17 protein-coding genes and 1 other RNA gene are annotated in these 18633 nt (G+C 62.8%); 7 read left to right on the top strand and 11 right to left on the bottom strand.

All coding sequences use genetic code 11. The annotated features are described in order from the left end of the window. The 7 genes from AC30QB_RS18690 to AC30QB_RS18660 all read right to left on the bottom strand — a co-directional run. On the bottom strand, window positions 1-488 hold a 488-nt coding region (locus AC30QB_RS18690), incomplete at its 3' end, for a glutamine synthetase beta-grasp domain-containing protein (RefSeq protein ID WP_489547769.1). Between the two features lie 262 nt (window positions 489-750). Next, window positions 751-1572: a competence/damage-inducible protein A gene (locus tag AC30QB_RS18685; RefSeq protein ID WP_489547768.1), complete on the bottom strand. Its 822-nt coding sequence runs from the start codon at window positions 1570-1572 to the stop codon at window positions 751-753. Continuing rightward, a complete protein-coding gene (locus AC30QB_RS18680) occupies window positions 1569-2423 on the bottom strand; it encodes an EI24 domain-containing protein (protein ID WP_489547767.1) in 855 nt (284 codons plus the stop codon). Before AC30QB_RS18680 ends, AC30QB_RS18685 begins: the two co-directional genes overlap by 4 nt. Window positions 2424-2445: 22 nt before the next feature. Next, complete coding sequence (locus AC30QB_RS18675) at window positions 2446-3420, bottom strand: sterol desaturase family protein (protein ID WP_489547771.1); 975 nt, start codon at window positions 3418-3420, stop codon at window positions 2446-2448. Between the two features lie 11 nt (window positions 3421-3431). Then, window positions 3432-4202, bottom strand: a complete 771-nt coding sequence (locus tag AC30QB_RS18670) for a polysaccharide deacetylase family protein (RefSeq protein WP_489547766.1) — start codon at window positions 4200-4202, stop codon at window positions 3432-3434. After that, entirely contained in the window at window positions 4186-5160 is a 975-nt protein-coding gene (locus tag AC30QB_RS18665; RefSeq protein ID WP_489547770.1) for a YncE family protein, read from the bottom strand. Before AC30QB_RS18665 ends, AC30QB_RS18670 begins: the two co-directional genes overlap by 17 nt. Window positions 5161-5277: 117 nt before the next feature. Then, window positions 5278-6090, bottom strand: a complete 813-nt coding sequence (locus AC30QB_RS18660) for a TIGR00266 family protein (protein ID WP_489547765.1) — start codon at window positions 6088-6090, stop codon at window positions 5278-5280. A 102-nt stretch (window positions 6091-6192) separates the two neighbouring features. On the opposite strand from AC30QB_RS18660, the gene AC30QB_RS18655 reads away from it, so the two are divergent. Further along, on the top strand, window positions 6193-7860 hold the full coding sequence (locus AC30QB_RS18655) for a Na/Pi cotransporter family protein (RefSeq protein WP_489547764.1): 1668 nt from the start codon (window positions 6193-6195) through the stop codon (window positions 7858-7860). A 45-nt stretch (window positions 7861-7905) separates the two neighbouring features. Here AC30QB_RS18655 and ssrA read toward each other — a convergent pair. From ssrA to ompA, 4 genes are all read right to left on the bottom strand, one after another. Beyond that, window positions 7906-8283: a transfer-messenger RNA gene (ssrA, locus tag AC30QB_RS18650) on the bottom strand. Window positions 8284-8295: 12 nt separating this feature from the next. Further along, on the bottom strand, window positions 8296-8958 hold the full coding sequence (gph, locus tag AC30QB_RS18645) for a phosphoglycolate phosphatase (protein WP_489547763.1): 663 nt from the start codon (window positions 8956-8958) through the stop codon (window positions 8296-8298). Beyond that, the gene (ubiG, locus tag AC30QB_RS18640) at window positions 8958-9659 is read right to left on the bottom strand and encodes a bifunctional 2-polyprenyl-6-hydroxyphenol methylase/3-demethylubiquinol 3-O-methyltransferase UbiG (RefSeq protein WP_489547762.1); all 702 of its coding nucleotides are present in this window, start codon (window positions 9657-9659) and stop codon (window positions 8958-8960) included. The genes gph and ubiG overlap by 1 nt, the downstream gene beginning before the upstream one ends. A gap of 99 nt (window positions 9660-9758) precedes the next feature. Next, window positions 9759-10439, bottom strand: coding sequence for an outer membrane protein OmpA (gene ompA, locus AC30QB_RS18635; RefSeq protein WP_489547761.1), 681 nt, complete (start codon window positions 10437-10439; stop codon window positions 9759-9761). A gap of 271 nt (window positions 10440-10710) precedes the next feature. Here ompA and gyrA point away from each other — a divergent pair, with 271 nt between their 5' ends. From gyrA to AC30QB_RS18605, 6 genes are all read left to right on the top strand, one after another. Continuing rightward, on the top strand, window positions 10711-13338 hold the full coding sequence (gene gyrA, locus AC30QB_RS18630) for a DNA gyrase subunit A (protein WP_489547760.1): 2628 nt from the start codon (window positions 10711-10713) through the stop codon (window positions 13336-13338). Beyond that, on the top strand, window positions 13335-13973 hold the full coding sequence (locus AC30QB_RS18625) for a hypothetical protein (RefSeq protein ID WP_489547759.1): 639 nt from the start codon (window positions 13335-13337) through the stop codon (window positions 13971-13973). Before gyrA ends, AC30QB_RS18625 begins: the two co-directional genes overlap by 4 nt. Before the next feature lie 74 nt (window positions 13974-14047). Beyond that, complete coding sequence (gene pheA, locus AC30QB_RS18620) at window positions 14048-15154, top strand: prephenate dehydratase (protein WP_489547758.1); 1107 nt, start codon at window positions 14048-14050, stop codon at window positions 15152-15154. Window positions 15155-15173: 19 nt separating this feature from the next. Continuing rightward, entirely contained in the window at window positions 15174-16058 is an 885-nt protein-coding gene (locus AC30QB_RS18615) for a prephenate dehydrogenase (protein WP_489547757.1), read from the top strand. Window positions 16059-16095: 37 nt separating this feature from the next. Continuing rightward, window positions 16096-18090, top strand: a complete 1995-nt coding sequence (locus AC30QB_RS18610; RefSeq protein ID WP_489547756.1) for a bifunctional 3-phosphoshikimate 1-carboxyvinyltransferase/cytidylate kinase — start codon at window positions 16096-16098, stop codon at window positions 18088-18090. Window positions 18091-18216: 126 nt separating this feature from the next. After that, window positions 18217-18633, top strand: a 417-nt coding sequence (locus AC30QB_RS18605; RefSeq protein ID WP_489547755.1) for a S1 RNA-binding domain-containing protein, incomplete at its 3' end; no start/stop codon positions are given.

The following is an 18633-nucleotide window of genomic DNA, read 5'->3' as shown; positions in this document are numbered from 1 at the left end:
GTGTTCCAGGCGGCTTCTTCGGATTCGATCTTCGAGAAGCAGCCCGACATGTCGTTGCCCCAGCGCACGCTGTCGAACACGAAGAATTCAGGTTCCGGGCCGAACAGCGCTGTGTCGCCCAGGCCGGTGGACTTCATATAGGCCTCGGCGCGCTTGGCCAGCGAGCGCGGGTCGCGCTCATAGGGCTTGCCGTCGGCGGGCTCGACCACATCGCAGGTCAGGATCAGGGTGGGCTCTTCGAAGAACGGGTCGATGTTGGCGGTGTTGGGGTCGGGCATGAGTTGCATGTCCGAGGCTTCAATGCCTTTCCAACCAGCGATAGAGGAGCCGTCGAACGCATGGCCTCCCGTGAACTTGTCTTCGTCGAAGTGAGAGACAGGCACTGAAACGTGCTGCTCTTTGCCGCGGGTGTCAGTAAAACGGAAGTCAACGAACTTGACTTCGTTTTCCTTCACCATCTTCATCACGTCGGCAACGGTCTTGGCCATCAGGAAACTCCTAGCGAGGTGCTTTTGTGGGTGGAATTCAGGGTGATACCGCAGGCAATTCGAGCGCAGGAAGGCCTCGAAAATGCGCACAGGAATGTAGCAGAAACCATGCCCGAAGCTGCCCGAGAAGCCCGTGCGCAGCCTCTGCAAGCGGGGATCGCGCCGATACGAGGGCTCTTGGTGCACTGCCCGCCAATCACCCTCTGCTTCAGCCCTGTTTTGGTGCTACTGGATGCACCAATTTGGGATTCAAGACTTCCCGCTATCGCACCAGTTCTGGGCCGAGCGGAACGCCTTGCGTTCGCAGCCCGTCGAGCAAGCCTTGGTAGGCCAGCGCCATCTGGTCGACGTCTGGCCCCTTGACCCCAAGCTCGATATGCCGACCCCATTGCGGGTGGTCGACGCTCGGCAGGCTGAACACCTTAATGCCTGCAAACCGCGCCTCGATGCTTTCCATCAGCGGCGTGAGCGTGGCCTCCATTGCGCCGAACACGATCACCGAACGCTCGCGCTGCGCTTGGGCGCGGTGCAGGTGAGCACAGTGCCCGTCGAGCACCCATTCGATCATCGGCCAGGCCATGACCGGGAAGCCCGGCACGAAGTACACCCCGCCTTGCGCGTAGCGCAGCGAAAAGCCGGCGATCTTGTTGAACGGGTTGGGGATGATCTCGGCACCCAGCGGGAACATGCCCATGTTGAGGCGATGCTGGTTGTCGTTACGCTCAGGCTCGTAAGGCTCGCCGCGCTCGGCCGCCACATCACGCATGCGCTCGAGGATGAGCTCGCGCGCTTGCGGGTGCAGCGCCAAAGGCACCCCCAGCGCGCGTGCAGCGCACTGGCGCGTGTGGTCATCGGGCGTGGCACCAATACCACCGCAAGAAAACACAATCTCGCCCTTGTCGCGCGCCGCCGCGAAAGCGTCTTTCAGGTCAGCCGTGATGCGCTCGGGGTCGTCGCCGACATATCGTGCCCAGCTGAGCGAGAGGCCGCGCGCCGCAAGCAGCTCGATCGCCTTGGGCAGGTGTTTGTCTTGGCGCTTGCCGGAAAGAATCTCGTCGCCAATGATGATCAGGCCGAAGCTCATGGGGCAGCCTCAATTGCGGGCTGTGAGGGGGCGAGTGTCGACACCGCCAGCGGGCTGGCTGCCCGCAGGCTCTCCAGTGCAGCCAGCGCGTAGTGCGCGAACCAGAGCGAAGAAAACGCAAACACCAGCGTGTAGATCCAGATCGCGACGGGTATCAGCAAAGGCGCCAGGGCCACGAACATCACGCCCGACACCCACAGCAAGGAAGGCGCAGCGCCCAAGTAGCCCGTGACGATGCCTATGAGCAGCAGGCTTGCGCGATGGCGCCGCACCAGCTCGCGCCGCTCGTCTTTGCTGGCGTGATCCGACAGCGTGTCGTAGCTCATCACACGGTAAGTCAGCCAGCCCCAGATCAGCGGAGGCACGACCAGCACCACAGGCGGAATCAGCCAAAACGGGATCGAAACCACCAGCGCCACCAGCGCTATGACGGTGGAGCTGAGGCTCACAAACAGGCTGCCGGCAAACGAGCCACCGCGCCGTTGCTCCAGCGTGGGGAAGCGGCGCTTGCTCACCAGCTTGACCATGGCGGGCGCCATCAGCAGGGCGACTGCCAACAGCGACAGCACCACCATCACCGGCGTGGCCAGCAGCACCACGATCATGGGCGCCAGCACCGACTTGAGCCCCGTCATGCCAATGCTGGCCAGCCACTTGAACATGGTGCTCAGCAGGTCCCAGGAATCGAATGCGTTGCGCACCGCGTCCATCGCTGGCACCCAGAACAACACGCTCAAGCCATAAGCCAGCCCCGCCACCAGCAGCAGCGGCAGCAACGACAAGAAGATCACCCAAGGGTGCAGACAATACGCAGCAGCGCGCCAGGCGGAATCAAGCAAAAGCTTCGTCATTGCGCGGAGGATACCTGCGGCTTCAGCCGCGCTCGAAGACCCGCCGCAGGCCCAGCCACTGCTGCGCCCAGAAGCCACGGCCGTACTCGCGGCCACCTTCATCAGGCAGCTGATCGCGTATGCCCGTGGCGTCGTAGCGCAACTCGAAGTTGGCGGTGCGAAACAGCACGTCCCAGATTGGGAACAGCACCGCGAAGTTGTGGCCGCCCAGCGTGCCGCGACCGCGCGCCTCATGGCCCAGCCCAATGCTGTGGTGCAACCGATGGAAACGCGGGCTCACCAGCACGCGCTCGAACACCGGCCCGAACCACAGCCGTACGTTGGCGTGCGCCAAACTTTCAAGCAGCTGCGTACAGGCCACCACGGCCACGAACTGCCCCGGCGCAATGCCGATCAGGCGCGCGGCGATCACCAGCACGCTGTCGCGTATGAGATCGTCGAGCAGGTGATTGCGGTTGTCGCTCCAGAGGGTCATTTGGCGCTGGCTGTGGTGCAGCGAATGCAAACCCCACCACGCCGGCAGACCATGCTGCGCACGGTGCAGCCAATAGTCGATGAAGTCGAACACCAGCAGGTAGACCAGGAAGCCAAACCATGCCGTGTCGGTCACGCCGCGCCACAGCGGAGCTAGCCAATCATCGAGCTGCCAGCCAGACACGCCGTGGTAGCTCATGGTGCCGAAGAGCGCGTCCCAGAGAGGGTCTATGGAGAAGAAGAGCGCCAGCCGGAAAAGGCCCAGCCGGTGAATCAGTGTGTAGACGATGTCGACTCGCACCGCCGGCCGGTCGGTCACCGGTTCGACCGGCCGCCAGCGCTCCAGCGCCCGAAAGGCCAGCACCATCACCAACAACTGGAGCAGGCCCACCAACAGCCAGCTGGTGGCACCGAAGGCGTCTTCAACCAGGTTGCCCATGCCGAGCCAGAAGGCCACCGGTTGCACCACGCCTTCGAACAGAGCTTGCTGCGCGTGGTCAAACGCGTCGGTGAAGCGAAGCAAAAGTTGGTCGATCACGGTCGCTTAGCCAGTTCGCGGTAGGCGGGGTGCTCGCCCAAAGTGACAAAGCAAAAGCCCTTGTCCTTGAGCCCGACGATCAAAGGCTCCAGCACCGCCGGTGCCCACGGGTCTTGGCGCGACCAGATGCCCAAGTGCGCCAGCAAGATGTCGCCACTGCGCAGATCACGCAAGGCGCGTTGCAGCAGCTGGGTATTCGGGTACCGGTCGCTGGGCAGCTCGTCGCCCATGAATCCTGCCGGGCTCCAAGGCACATTCGACCAGCCGCAGGCCTTGGCCGCGGCCAGCAGCTTGGGCGAAGTCTTGCCGCCCGGCGCACGGAACCAATGCGGCATGGTCTGGCCCGTCATGGCCTGAAATCGGTCGGCGGAGCGCTGCAACTCGCCGCAGTACTGCGCCGCCGTCCAGGTCTGGGTGCGGCCAGCTTGCGGGCCCGCGCTGGCTTTTACCCGAAAGCCGCCCGGTGCGTCAGCCACCCAGTAAACGTGGTCGAAGGTGTGTGAGCCGAAGGCATGGCTTTCGGTAGTGCGCGCCTTCCACCAGGGTGCCCAGGTTTCATCGAGGCTGCTGCCGTCAGTCTGGGTCTTCTCGTTGGCCAGAAAGAAGGTGGCCTGGACCTGTTGGCGCGCCAGCACCTCGGCCACCAGTGGCGCCACGCCCATGTGGCCGGTGTCGAGCGTGAGGTAGAGCGGCTTGTCGCAGGCCGCGAATGCAGAAGACGCAGCCAGCGCGAACGCGAGACAGAAGCCCCTAGCGGCGCGGCGCATGATCAAGCGTCCAAACACCGTGCGGCGAGCGACCCACGCCCACCTGCCGCACGACCTGCTTTTTTTCGATGTCGATGAAGGTCAGCTTGCGCGCCCAGCGCGAGCTCACGAGCAGCGTCTTGCCATCGGCCAAAACGTCAATGCAGTCGGGCCCACCAGGCGCCGGGTAGCTGGCCACGACGCTCAGCGTTTGAATGTCGATCATGCTGATGGTGTTGGCCACTCGGTTACTCACGAACACGTGGCGGCCATCGCCGCGTGAGCGAAACGCATGCGCGCCAGCGCCGGTCTTGATGCGCTTCACGAGCTTCGGGGTGGCGTGGCTCACGTCGTACACCTCCACATACTCGTCGCCGGTCAGGCCGACCATTAGCAAGCGGTCGTCGGGTGTGAGGTACACATCGGCGGGCAGCTTGCCAATGGAAATTTTCCAAAGCGGTTTCTGAGTCAGCAGGTCGATGGCCATCAGCTCGTCGCTGTCTTGCATCGACACGTAGATGGTGGTGCTCTTGCTGTCGATCGACAGATGGCTGGGCGTGCGCGCTGCGCGCACGCGGGCGGCCAGCTTGAGTGGCATGGCCGCGTCATCGGGCTGCCAGTGGTAGATGTCGACGTGGTCGAGCCGGTTGGCTGCCGTCACGAACCATTTCATGTCGGGCGAGAAGCGCAGGTGATACGGGTCGATGATCTTGGTGATGGTGCGTTGCACATCACCCGTCTGCGGATCGATCAGCGTCAGCGAATCGCTCAGCGCGTTGGCCACAATAAGCGACTTCTCATCGGGCGTGAGGTAAAGGTGGTGCGGCTCTTTGCCGGTGGGAATGCGCCGCAACTCGGTGAAGCTCACCGGGTCGATCATGCTGATCGACGCGTCTAGCGAGTTGAGCACGAAGATCGGGTTCGCAGGCTTGTCGGCGGCCATCGCCGGCGAGCAAATCAAGGCGGCCAAAAGGGCCACAAACGCAGACAGCAGCTTCAAAACGAACACCAGAAACCAAACCGTTAGTGTAGGCGGCCAGCTTGCGCCGACCGCTCAAGACTAGGGGCTATTCGGCCCTCTCTTGCCTCTCTTGCCTCAATCGTCGTCCCCACCCAAGATGCCGCCCAGCAGGCCGCCGGCACCGAAACCGCCCAGCACCGACCCTTCCTCCCGGCTGCCACCCCTTTGCGGCGCTGCCGCAAAGACACGCGACGCCAGGCGCGAGAACGGCAGGCTCTGCAGCCACACCGTGCCGGGGCCGGTGACTTTGGCAAAGAAGAGGCCTTCGCCGCCGAAGAGTGCCGTCTTGATTTTGCCCACGTACTGGATCTCAAAATTCACGCTCGGCGTGTAGGCCACGATGCAGCCGGTGTCGATGAACAACACCTGCCCTGGCGCCAACTCGCGCCGCAACACAGTGCCACCGGCATGCACGAAGGCCAGCCCATCGCCTTCGAGCTTTTGCATGATGAAGCCTTCACCGCCGAAGAATCCGGTGGAGATCTTCTGTTGCAAATGAATGCCCAGCGACACGCCTTTGGCCGCGCAAAGGAAGGCATCTTTCTGGCAGATGAGCGTGCCGCCCATCTGGCGCAAATCCATAGGCAATATCTTGCCGGGGTACGGTGCCGCAAACGCCACCCGCAGCTTGGTCGAGCCCTGGTTGGTGTACACGGTGGTGAACAAGGACTCACCGGTGACGAGGCGCTTGCCGGCACCCAGCAGCTTGCCGAGCAGCCCGCCCTGGCTCTGCGAGCCGTCGCCAAACACGGTGTCCATCGCGATACCGGCCTCCATGAACATCATGCTGCCCGCCTCCCCCACCGCCGCTTCGCCGGGGTCGAGTTCGATCTCCACGAACTGCATTTCGGCGCCCTTGATTTCGTAGTCGACCACGTCCATTGCCATGTTGCTTCTCCTGTCTTCCGGTATAGCGCCCTGCGCGCTTCGACGCGATTCTGACATCGGCCCATTGCCAACAATGCTCAGTCCGGGCGATAGACTCGGCTCATGCAACACCTGCTGAATCTGCTCGCGGCTATCGCGCTCCTGGTCTGGGGCACGCACATCGTGCGCACCGGCATGCTGCGGGTATTCGGCGAAAACCTGCGGCAGGTGCTCTCGCGCAGCTTCAGCAACCGGCTCAGCGCCGCACTGGCCGGCCTGGGCGTGACCAGCATCGTGCAGTCAAGTACCGCCACCTGCCTGATCGTGGCTTCGTTCGTCGGCAAAGGCCTGGTGACCACGGGCCCGGCACTCGCCGTGATGCTGGGCGCAGACATGGGCACCAGCTTGATGGCCGTGGTGTTTTCGTTCGACTTGTCGTGGCTGTCACCGCTCTTGATCTTCGTCGGCGTGGTGTTGTTCATCTCAAAGCAGAACAACGTGGCCGGCCGTATCGGCCGCGTATTGATCGGCTTGGGGCTCATCACCCTGGCGCTGCAGCTGATCGTGGCGGCAACCAAACCGCTGACCGAGTCGCCGGCGGTGCGCGCGCTGTTGGTGTCGCTGCCCAATGAAATCATGCTCGACATCGTGGTCGGCGCTGTACTCACCGTGCTGTCGTATTCCAGCCTGGCCATCGTGCTGCTCACGGCCACCCTCGCCGCCTCGGGCCTGATCACCACGCCGGTAGCACTCGGCCTGGTGCTTGGCGCCAACCTCGGCAGCGGCATCTTGGCCATGATCGCCACGGGCAACGCGGCACCGCAGGTCAGGCGCTTGCCGTTGGGCAACCTCATCTTCAAGAGCGTCGGCGCGCTGCTGGCCATTCCGCTGATGCCTCAGGTGCATGTGGTGCTGCAGCAATTGGTGGAGACCGTGCACCAGCAGGTCGTGATCTTCCACCTGGCCTTCAATGTTGCGCTGGCTCTGCTATTCATTAGCTTCACCGGCTTGGTGGGCCGTACCGTCGACCGCTGGCTGAAGGCACCGAGTGCAGGCGCCGGCAGCACGCGCCCTCGCCACCTTGACCCGGTGGCGTTGGCCACGCCCTCACTGGCCATCAGCTGCGCCGCCCGCGAGGCCTTGCACCAGGCCGATGTGGTCGAAACCATGCTGCGCGGTGTTTTGCCAGTGATCCGCAACAACGATCTCGACCTGGCCCAGCAACTGCGCAGCCTCGACGACACCGTCGACGAGCTCTACTCAGCCATCAAGTTCTACCTGACACAGATCTCGCACGAAGCCCTCTCCGAACGCGAGAGCCGCCGCTGGACTGACATCGTGTCATTCACCATCAACATGGAGCAAATTGGCGACATCATCGAACGCGTATTGCAAGACGTGGAAGACAAGAAGGTGCGCAAGAACCGCAGCTTCTCCGACGCCGGCATGGCCGAGATCGTGCACTTGCATGAGCGCCTGCTCTCAAACCTGCGCCTGGGCATGAGCGTCTTCCTTGATGGCCACGTGCGCGACGCGCGAAAGCTGCTGGAAGAGAAAGCGCGCTTTCGCGACCTGGAGCACGAATACGCTGCCGCACACATCGCGCGCCTGCAAGACAACACGGCGCAAAGCATCGAGACCAGCTCGCTGCACATCGACTTGATCAGCGACTTGAAGCGCATCAACTCGCACATCTGCTCGATCGCCTACCCGATTCTTGAATCGGCTGGTGCACTGTCGAAAACTCGCATCCGCGAGTCGCGCCTGGCAGCGCTGCCCGACGAGCACTGAAGAAAGCAAAACGCCGCCGAGGTTATCGGCGGCGCTGCGTCAGAGTGGTGGAGCCGGCGGGAATCGAACCCGCGTCCGTAAGTCATTGCTGGCCAGTTCTACATGCGTAGCTGTCTGATTTGAGTTTGAGAGCACAGGTCGCGCAGCAGCACGCTACCTCCACCCCGAGCCACTAGTTTTAGGCCTGTGTTGAGTAGCCCAACTCAGGACGAGCCCATGTGAATGACTTCGCTGCTCTCAGGTTACCCCTCAAGCACAGCCCATGGACAAGCTGTTGCGAAGCTCACCGGTATTAAGCGGCGAGAGCTACGTTGTACGTAGAGTCGTTTGCAGTTATTGCGTTTCCAGATGGATTTACGAGCTAACTGGTGCTCGGCATGCCCTGAACCAACTCCGAACCCACGTCGAAACCAGGTCGGCCCCAGACCGAGTAGTTTAGGCCATGGCCAACAAGTTCAAGAGCTGATCGGGCCTTTCGATCACATGGTCAGCACCCCAGGCTGAGACAGGCTCGCCAGCACCGAGATAGCCCCAGGCCGCCGCGACCGTGCCCATGCCCGCTGCCTGGCCGGCTTGTATATCGCGCAAATCATCACCAACGTAGACACAGTGCTGCGGGTCGATCTGCATCTGACGGGCCGCCTCCAGCAACGGTGCCGGGTGAGGCTTGGAATGAGGCGTGGTGTCGCCGCTGATGACGGTCGCCGCTCGCTCGTACAAGCCGAGCGCACGAACCAATGGCTCGGTGAAGCGGCGCGCCTTGTTGGTGACGATGCCCCAAGGCATGCCGCGCGCCTGCAGCGCTGCGAGCACGGGCAGCATCGCATCGAAGGCCCGCGTGAGCTGCGTCATGCGCTTTTCGTAGCGGCTCAAGAATTCGTCTCGCAGCAGCGCGAAATCAGCGTCGGCCGGGCTCACTTGAAGCGCAATGCCGACCATGCCGCGTGCGCCTGAACCCACCATCGGGCGAAACTGCTCGAAGGGCAAAGGCGCCAAACCGCGCGCCACCCTCATGTCGTTTCCTGCACCAGCAAGATCGGGGGCGCTGTCGATCAAGGTGCCGTCGAGATCGAACAACACGGCGCGTGCTGCCTGCATCACTCGGGCTTGCGACAGGCAATGAGGTAGTTCACCCCGACATCGCCCGACAACCAATAGCGGCGCGTGAGCGGGTTGTATTCCATGCCACGCGTGGTCTGCAGGATCAAGCCCGTGTCGCGGCACCACTGCGCAAGCTCGCTCGGGCGGATGAAGCGCGCGTACTCATGCGTGCCTTGCGGCAAGAGCTTGAGCAGGTATTCCGCACCTACGATGGCAAACAGGAAAGACTTCGGGTTGCGGTTGATGGTGGAAAAGAATACCCACCCGCCCGGCTTCACCAGCGTGGAACACGCGCGCACGATGGACGATGGGTCGGGCACGTGCTCCAGCATTTCCATGCAGGTGACAGTGTCAAATGAACCCGGCACTTCCTCGGCCAGCGTCTCGGCCGCGACCTCACGGTATTCGATGGACGGGGTGCCAGCCTCAGCAGCGTGAAGCTGAGCCACCTTGAGGGGCTTGCCTGCCAGGTCTATGCCCAGCACCTGCGCGCCCTTGCGGGCCATCGAGTCGGCCAGGATGCCGCCCCCACAGCCCACGTCGAGCACTCGCCGGCCCGCCAACGGCGCAATCCCGTTGATCCAGTCGAGGCGCAACGGGTTGATTTGGTGAAGCGCGCGAAACTCGCTTTCGGGGTCCCACCAACGGTGGGCCAGCTCACTGAACTTGGCAAGCTCTTGGGGGTCGGCATTGATCATGATGCGATGGTACTCAAGACACCTGCACGCTCAAAAAAACGTGCGGCAACAAAAAACCCCGCCGAGGCGGGGTCTGGAGAAGTCACAACGCGAGAACGTTTACTTCTTGGTGCGAGTACCAACCACTTCGATTTCGACGCGGCGGTTCTTCGTCTTGCCTTCCTTGGTCTTGTTGTCGGCGACCGGCGACTTCTCGCCCTTGCCTTCAGTGTAGACACGGTTGGCTTCGATACCCTTGCTGACCAGGTAAGTCTTGACGGACTCGGCGCGAGCAACCGACAGCTTCTGGTTGTACGAATCGGAGCCATCGGAGTCGGTGTGGCCGACAGCGATGATGACTTCGAGGTTAACGCCAGCAGTCTTGCTGACGAGATCGTCGAGCTTGGCCTTGGCCTCAGGCTTCAGAACCGACTTGCCCACGTCATAGAACGCGTCGGAAGCGAAGGTAACCTTCTCGCTGACCGGAGCCGGCGGCACAACCGGTGCGGGCTTAGGTTCCATCGGAGCGGGAGCCGGGGCAGGGGCCGGAGCAGGCGCTGGAGCCGGTGCGGGCGCCGGAGGGGCTGCGGGCTTCAAAGCGCCATCGCACTCAGCCTTGGCGGTCGCCGGGGTCCAGTACGCGTCACGCCAGCACAGACCCGTGCTGTTCGTCCAAGGCAAGCCGTAGGCGCTGCCCCAGTTGTCAGCGCCCGTGGGCGCGGTTTGAGCGATGGCAGCAGAGCCCATTGCAACGAGAGTGGCCGATGCAAAGAGCGATGCGACCTTATTCAATTTCTTCATGATTCTCCTCTCAAGGAAAAGGTGCAGATGTTCTAACCAAACCTATAAACCGGAATCGGAAAGTACTGGCAAACCCCAAGTATCCCGGGTGTTTCCCACCGACGCGCGATTGTGCCATAGGGTATTCGGCGAACAGAGTTTTGCCTTCGTTGCCCGCATCGGCCTGCCTCGTTGTTGCGCGACTGCTACAGCCTTGCGCAGCAACTAGAATCATCGATTGCGCCCGCAGGCCCGCCAGCGCCTGTCTCTACGGCTTTGCTGCCCACCACGAATGACTCAGTTCGCCAAGGAAACCCTGCCCATCAGCCTCGAAGAGGAGATGCGCCGCTCGTATCTGGACTACGCGATGAGCGTGATCGTGGGGCGGGCCCTGCCCGATGCCCGCGATGGCTTGAAACCTGTCCACCGACGTGTGCTGTTTGCCATGCACGAGTTGAACAACGATTGGAACCGGCCCTACAAGAAGTCGGCCCGTATCGTGGGCGACGTGATCGGTAAATACCACCCTCACGGCGACCAGTCGGTCTACGACACGGCAGTGCGCATGGCGCAAGACTTTTCCATGCGCCACATGCTGATTGACGGCCAGGGCAACTTCGGCTCGGTCGACGGCGACAACGCGGCGGCCATGCGCTACACCGAAATCCGCCTGGCCAAGATCGCGCACGAGATGCTGGCCGATCTGGACAAAGAAACCGTCGACTTCGGCCCCAACTACGACGGCTCTGAGAAGGAGCCGCTGGTGATGCCCACCCGGCTGCCAAACCTGCTGGTCAACGGCTCGGGTGGTATTGCGGTGGGCATGGCCACCAATATCCCGCCCCACAACCTGAATGAAGTCGTTGACGCCTGCTTGCATCTACTGAAAAACCCTCAGGCCAGTATCGATGAGCTGATTGAAATCATCCCCGCGCCCGACTTCCCCACTGCCGGCATTATTTACGGCACCAGCGGGGTGCGTGACGGCTACCGCACCGGCCGCGGCAAGGTGGTGATGCGCGCCAAGTGCCACTTCGAAGACATCGACAAGGGCGCCCGCCAGTCCATCATCGTCGACGAGATCCCCTATCAAGTGAACAAGAAGAACCTGCTCGAGCGCATGGCAGAGCTGGTTCACGAGAAGAAGCTGGAAGGCATCAGCCACATCCAAGACGAGTCCGACAAGTCGGGCATGCGGGTGGTGATCGAGCTCAAGCGCGGCGAAGTGCCCGAGGTGGTGCTGAACAATCTGTACAAGCAGACGCAGCTGCAAGACACCTTCGGCATGAACATGGTGGCGCTGATCGACAACCAGCCGAAGCTGTGCAATCTGAAAGATCTGATCGCCATCTTCCTGGAGCACCGCCGCGAGGTCGTCACCCGCCGCACGGTGTTCGAACTGCGCAAGGCGCGCGAGCGAGGCCACGTTCTAGAAGGCTTGGCAGTGGCGCTGGCCAACATCGACGAGTTCATCGAGACCATCAAGACCTCGGCTACGCCGCCGATTGCCAAGGCGGCGCTGATGAGCAAGTCGTGGGACTCGTCGCTGGTGCGCGAGATGCTCGCCCGTGCCGAAGGCGAAACCCCCGGTGGGCGCGAGGCGTTCCGCCCAGAAGGCCTGCCGCGGGAGCACGGCATGCAGAGCGACGGGCTCTACCGCTTGTCCGAAGATCAGGCAGGCGAAATCCTGCAGATGCGCTTGCAGCGCCTGACGGGCTTGGAGCAAGACAAGATCGTCACCGAGTACAAAGAAGTGATGGCGCAGATCGCCGATCTGCTGAACATTTTGGCCACGCCATCGCGCGTGACGACCATCATTTCCGATGAGCTGCAGGCCATCAAGCTCGAGTTCGGCCAGACCAAGGTCGGCGCGAGACGCAGCACCATCGAACACAACGCGCAAGACCTGGGCACCGAAGACCTGATCACACCCACCGACATGGTGGTCACGCTGTCGCACACCGGCTACATCAAGAGCCAGGCGCTCTCGGAATACCGCGCGCAAAAGCGAGGCGGGCGCGGCAAGCAAGCGGCGCAGACCAAGGAAGACGACTGGATCGACCAGCTCTTCATTGCCAACACGCACGACTACATCTTGTGCTTCACCAACAAGGGCCGCGTCTACTGGCTCAAGGTCTGGGAAGTGCCGCAAGGCTCACGCACTTCGCGCGGCCGACCCATCGTCAACATGTTCCCGCTGCAGGCCGGTGAAAAGGTCAACGTGGTGCTGCCGCTGACCGACGGCTTCCGCAGCTTCCCTGCCGACCACTACATCTTCATGGCCACGGCCCAAGGCGTGGTGAAGAAGACTTCGCTGGATGAATTCAGCAACCCGCGCAAGGCCGGCATCATTGCCATCAAGCTCGACGAAGGCGACTACCTCGTCGGCGCCGCGTTGACCGATGGTAAACACGACGTGATGCTGTTCAGCGATGGTGGCAAGGCGGTTCGCTTCGACGAAGACGACGTGCGTTCGCTGGGCCGAGACACACGCGGCGTGCGCGGCATGATGCTCGACGACAAGCACAGCGTGATCGCCATGCTGGTGGCCGAAGACGAAACCCAGAGCGTGCTGACCGCCACCGAAAACGGCTACGGCAAACGCACCAGCATCGTCGAGTACACCCGCCACGGCCGGGGAACCAAAGGCATGATTGCGATCCAACAAACCGAGCGCAATGGCAAGGTCGTGGCCGCCACACTGGTGCGCCCGGCCGACGAGATCATGCTGATCACCGACAAGGGCGTGCTGGTGCGCACCCGCGTCTCCGAGATCCGCGAACTCGGCCGTGCCACCCAAGGTGTGACGCTGATCGCGCTGGACAACGGCGCCAAGCTGAGCGGCCTGCAACGTATTGTCGAAAACGACGCCAACCCGGATTCAGGCGACGAATCCATCACTGAAAGCACTGAAGAATGAATCGCACCGTTGGAATGAAGAGCCTGATCGCCATCGCCGCGCTTGCAAGCGCAGGCCTTGCCTTTGCTCAAGGTCAGGCCATCCCCAATGCACCCAGCAGTGCCGCCAAGAAAGAGCTGGTGCAGCGGCTGTTGAATCTGCAGCAGCCGGCCCTGGAAAGCATGGCGCGCGACTTGGTCGAGCGCCCGGCGCGGCAAATGATGAGTGCGGCCGAGCAAGCCATGCAAATGCGCGTGCCGCAAGACAAGCAGGAAGCGGCGGCCAAGCAAATCGAAGCTCAGCTGAAGAAGTATCGTGACGAATCGGGCGCACTCGTGCGAGACCGCGCCGCCAAGATCGGCCAAACCAGCCTGGGCCCGATGTTCGAAGATAAATTCAACGAAGAAGAGCTTCGCCAATTGCTGGCTGCGCTTGAAGCACCGGCTTACAAGAAGTTCCAGCAAAGCCTGCCTGAGTTCACCAGCGCCTATGCACAAACGCTCGTGAAAGAGCTCGAGCCGACCATCGAGCCCAAGCTCAAGGCGCTTGAGCAAAGCGTGGCTGCGGCCCTGGGGGTGCCCGCGCAGGGAGCCAGCCAGCCCAAGGGAGCAGCCAAACCGGTGGCGCCGGCAGCGTCCAAGCCTGCCAAGAAATGATGTCAACCATGCCCGGTTTCTCGGCTTCTTGCGGCCTGCCGGGCTAGGCCACGTGCGAGAATTTGCCTCACGCCATGGCTGATTTATCCCCGCAACCCAACGCCGATCTGCTCGCCTTTCGAACGCAGATCGACGAGGTCGACCGCGAGTTGCTCGCGCTGCTGAACCGGCGCGCTCACCTGGCTCAGCAAGTGGGCGAAGCCAAGAAGAAGGAAGGCTCGGTCGTGTTCCGACCCGAACGCGAAGCTCAGGTCATCGACGGCATGAAGGCCGCCAATGCCGGCCCACTCATGGCCGAGAGCGTGGCGCCGATCTGGCGAGAGATCATGTCGGCTTGCCGCGCGCTGGAAACCCCCACGCGGGTCGCGTATCTCGGGCCCGCCGGCACCTTCAGCGAAGAGGCAGCGCTGGGCTTCTTCGGCTCGTCCATCGTCAAGGTGCCTTGTGCGAGCTTCGACGAGGTCTTTCACGTGACGGCCACCGGCGCAGCCGACTTCGGTGTGGTGCCGGTCGAAAACTCAACCGAAGGCGTGGTCACCCGATCGCTCGATCTTTTCCTGACAACCCCGCTGTTCATCATCGGCGAAACCAGCCTCTTCGTTCAGCACAACCTGCTCAGGCGCGAGAACACGCTCGATGGCGTTGAAGCGGTGTGTGCGCACCCGCAGGCGCTGGCGCAATGCCATGGATGGCTGAGCCGGCATTTGCCCAACGCAGAGCGGCGTCCAGTTTCAAGCAACGCCGAGGGCGCACGCCTTGCCGCAAACGATGCCAAGCTGGCCGCCATTGCCAGCGCACGTGCGGGCAGCGAGTTTGGCCTGCATCTGGTGGCACCGGCCATTCAAGACGAAGCAAACAACCGCACGCGCTTTGCGGTCATGACACACCCGCAGCGACACCCGCAACCCAAGTCTTCGGGCCACGACTGCACGAGTCTGGTCGTGTCGGTGACCAACCGGCCGGGCGCCGTGCATGACATGCTGGTGCCGCTCAAAGCGCATGGCGTGTCGATGACGCGCTTCGAATCGCGCCCCGCCCGCTCCGGCCAGTGGGAGTACTACTTCTACATTGACCTGCAGGGCCACCCCGACCAGCCTCACGTGGCCACCGCGATGCGCGAGCTGCGCGAGGTCTGCGCCTTTTTCAAGTTGCTCGGCACTTACCCGATCGACGTGCACTGAACCAGAAAGCCGAAGCACGATGTTTAATCAGCTAGGCGTGATTGGCTGTGGCCTGATGGGCGGCTCGTTCGCACTCGCATTGAAACGCGCGGGTCTGGTCAAGCGCGTCATCGGCTACAGCAAATCACCCTCCACCACAGAGCGCGCCAAGAAGATGGGCGTGATCGACGACACCGCCGAATCGGCGCTGCTCGCGGTCTCGGGCTCCGACATCGTGCTGATGGCCGTGCCGGTTTCGGCCAGCGAAGCCACCTTCAAGGCGATCCGCCACCTGGTGGAGCCAGGCGTGCTGTTCATGGACGTGGGCTCGACCAAGCGTGACGTGGTCGACGCCGCGCGCCGGGTGCTCAAGGAGCGCGTGTCTTCTTTCGTGCCCGCACACCCGATCGCCGGCAAGGAAGTGTCGGGCGTGTCGCATGCCGATGCCACGCTCTATGCGGGCCGGCAGGTCATCATCACGCCGCTGCCACAAACAGACCCTGAGCTGGTGCAAAAAGCCACCGACGTGTGGTCGGCCATCGGCGCTCAGGTGCTGCGCATGACACCCGAGAACCACGACGCCGCCTTTGCGGCCGTGAGCCACTTGCCGCACATGCTGGCCTTCGCTTTCTTCAACTCGGTGGCCAAGCAGCCGGCGGGGCGCGACTTCCTCTCGCTCGCTGGCCCTGGCTTTCGTGACTTCACCCGCATCGCCGCAGGCGACCCCGAGGTGTGGCGCGACATCCTGATGTCCAACCGTGAAGAGATCCTCAAGCAGTCCATGCGCTTTCGTCACACGCTGGATGCGTTGGAGCACGTCATCAAGACCAGCAACGTCGAAGCGCTGGAAGACCTGATCCGCAGCGCCTCCGATGCCCGCGCCAATTGGCAGATGGGCGCCACCAAACCCGGCTCCTCGCGCTGAGCCTTGTGCTCGCGGTCAACGCGAGCCCCGTCTTCTCATGTTCACCACGCCGTTCCTCGACATTCCCGCATTGCTGTCTGCTGACGGCACCGTGCGACTCCCGGGCTCCAAGAGCATCTCCAACCGCGTCTTGTTGCTGGCCGGGCTGAGCAGCGGCACGACCGTCGTTCACGACCTGCTCGACTCCGACGACACCCAGGTGATGTTGACCGCGCTGCGGCAGCTGGGTTGCGGGGTCGAATCGATAGCCGATACCGTTCACATCGCCGGCCTCAGCGGGCAGCTCGCCGTGCGTCAGGCCAGCCTATTTCTCGGCAACGCCGGCACGGCCATGCGCCCTTTGACCGCCGCACTCGCCGTGCTGTCAGCCACGCAGGCAGGCAGCTTCGAACTCAAGGGCGTGCCACGCATGCATGAACGGCCCATCGGCGACCTGGTGGATGCACTGCGCCAGCTTGGCTGTGGCATTGACTACCTGGGCAACGATGGCTATCCGCCGCTGCGGCTCGGCGCTGGCCACATCGACACCCTGGTGCCCATACGCGTGCGGGGCGATGTCTCCAGCCAATTCCTCACCGCCTTGTTGCTGGCCCTGCCCCTGGTCGCGAGCGACAACCCCGTCACCATCGAAGTGGTGGGCGAGTTGATCTCCAAGCCGTATGTGGAGATCACGCTCAACCTGCTGGCACGCTTCGGCATCCTGGTGCAGCGCGAGGGCTGGCAGCGCTTTGTCATTCCGCAGGGCAGCGCGTACCGCTCGCCGGGCGCCATCCACATCGAGGCCGATGCTTCTTCAGCCTCGTACTTCATCGCGCTCGGTGCGATTGCCGCGCACGGCGGGCGCAGCGTCCGCATCGAGGGCGTGGGCAGCGACTCGATCCAGGGCGACATCCGCTTCATTGAGGCCGCGCGCGCCATGGGCGCCGACGTGAGCAGCGGCCCGGGTTGGCTTGAGGTCAAGCGTGGCCAGTGGCCGTTGCACGCCATCACGCTCGACTGCAACCACATTCCCGATGCCGCCATGACCTTGGCCGTGATGGCGCTCTACGCCGAGGGCCAGACCCGGCTGAACCACATCGCCAGCTGGCGCGTGAAAGAAACCGACCGCATCGCCGCCATGGCCACCGAGCTGCGCAAGTTGGGCGCTGGGGTGACGGAAGGTGCTGATTTCATCGAGATCACACCGCCCGCGGCTTGGCGAGCTGCCAGCATCCACACCTACGACGATCACCGCATCGCGATGTGCTTCTCACTCGCGGCCTTCAACCCTGCGGGCCTGCCTGTTCGCATCCTCGACCCGCGTTGTGTGGGCAAGACCTTCCCAAACTATTTCGAGAACCTGCTCAGCGTGGTGCAGGCCGGCAGCGGCGGCATCCCGGTGATCACCATCGACGGCCCCACCGCCTCGGGCAAGGGAACGCTTGCAAGCGCGGTGGCCCAAGCCTTGGGCTATCACTTCCTCGATTCGGGGGCGCTGTACCGCGCCACGGCCCTAGCAGCCATGCGCAACGGCGTCACAGAAGGTGACGAGGCGGGCCTCGCCCGCACGGCGGCAGGCTTGCAGCTCAAGTTTGCCGACCAGCACATCTGGCTGGCCGGCGAAGACGTGAGCGACCAGCTGCGGCGCGAAGACGTAGGCGCCATGGCCTCGAAGGTTTCCGTCTGGCCCGCGGTGCGCGCAGCCTTGCTCGAACTCCAGTTAGCCCATCGCCGCCTGCCGGGTCTGGTGGCCGATGGCCGCGACATGGGCACCGTGATTTTCCCCGGCGCCGACCTCAAGGTTTTCGTCGTCGCCAGTGCCGCCGTGCGGGCCGAAAGGCGGCATAAGCAATTGATTTCTAAGGGAATTTCATCTAATATCGAAAGTCTTCGCGTCGATTTAGAGATGCGCGACGCCCGTGACCAGTCACGCAGCGTCTCGCCCTTGAAGCCAGCCGAAGATGCGATGGTGCTGGACAACTCAGCACTCACCGTCGACGCATGCGTCTCGGTGGTGTTGGGTTGGTGGCAAGGTCGCCAGCCGTTCGGCTGAGCTTCTTCCTCAAAGCGAGAAGCGTCCGAACAAAGAGCCCGCTGCTCTCCCTCCTGTGCTGCATGCACGCCAGGGCAGCGGATTTCAAAACCTAACCCGCAACGCAAGTTGCACCCGGAAAACCTCATGTCTCAAACCCAAACTGCCGCCCAGACCACCGCACCCGCGGGGATGGAATCCTTTGCCGCGATGTTCGAAGAATCTCTGAGCAAATCAGAGATGCGAACTGGCGAAGTCATCACCGCCGAAGTGATACGCGTCGAACACAGTTTCGTGGTGGTCAACGCCGGCCTCAAGTCTGAAGCCTACGTTCCCATTGAAGAATTCAAGAACGACCAGGGCGAACTCGAAGTTCAGCCTGGCGATTTCGTCTCCGTCGCGATCGACGCCGTCGAAAACGGCTACGGCGACACCATCCTGTCGCGCGACAAAGCCAAGCGTCTCGCCTCGTGGCTGTCCCTCGAAAACTCGCTCGACTCCGGCGAGTTCGTGACCGGTACCGTCAACGGCAAGGTCAAGGGCGGCCTGACCTTTCTGGTCAAC

It is taken from the genome of Rhizobacter sp. (assembly GCF_046595475.1).
Classification (GTDB): domain Bacteria; phylum Pseudomonadota; class Gammaproteobacteria; order Burkholderiales; family Burkholderiaceae_C; genus Rhizobacter.
Note: the sequence above shows the minus strand (reverse complement) of the source record. Positions and strands in the feature narration are given on the sequence as shown.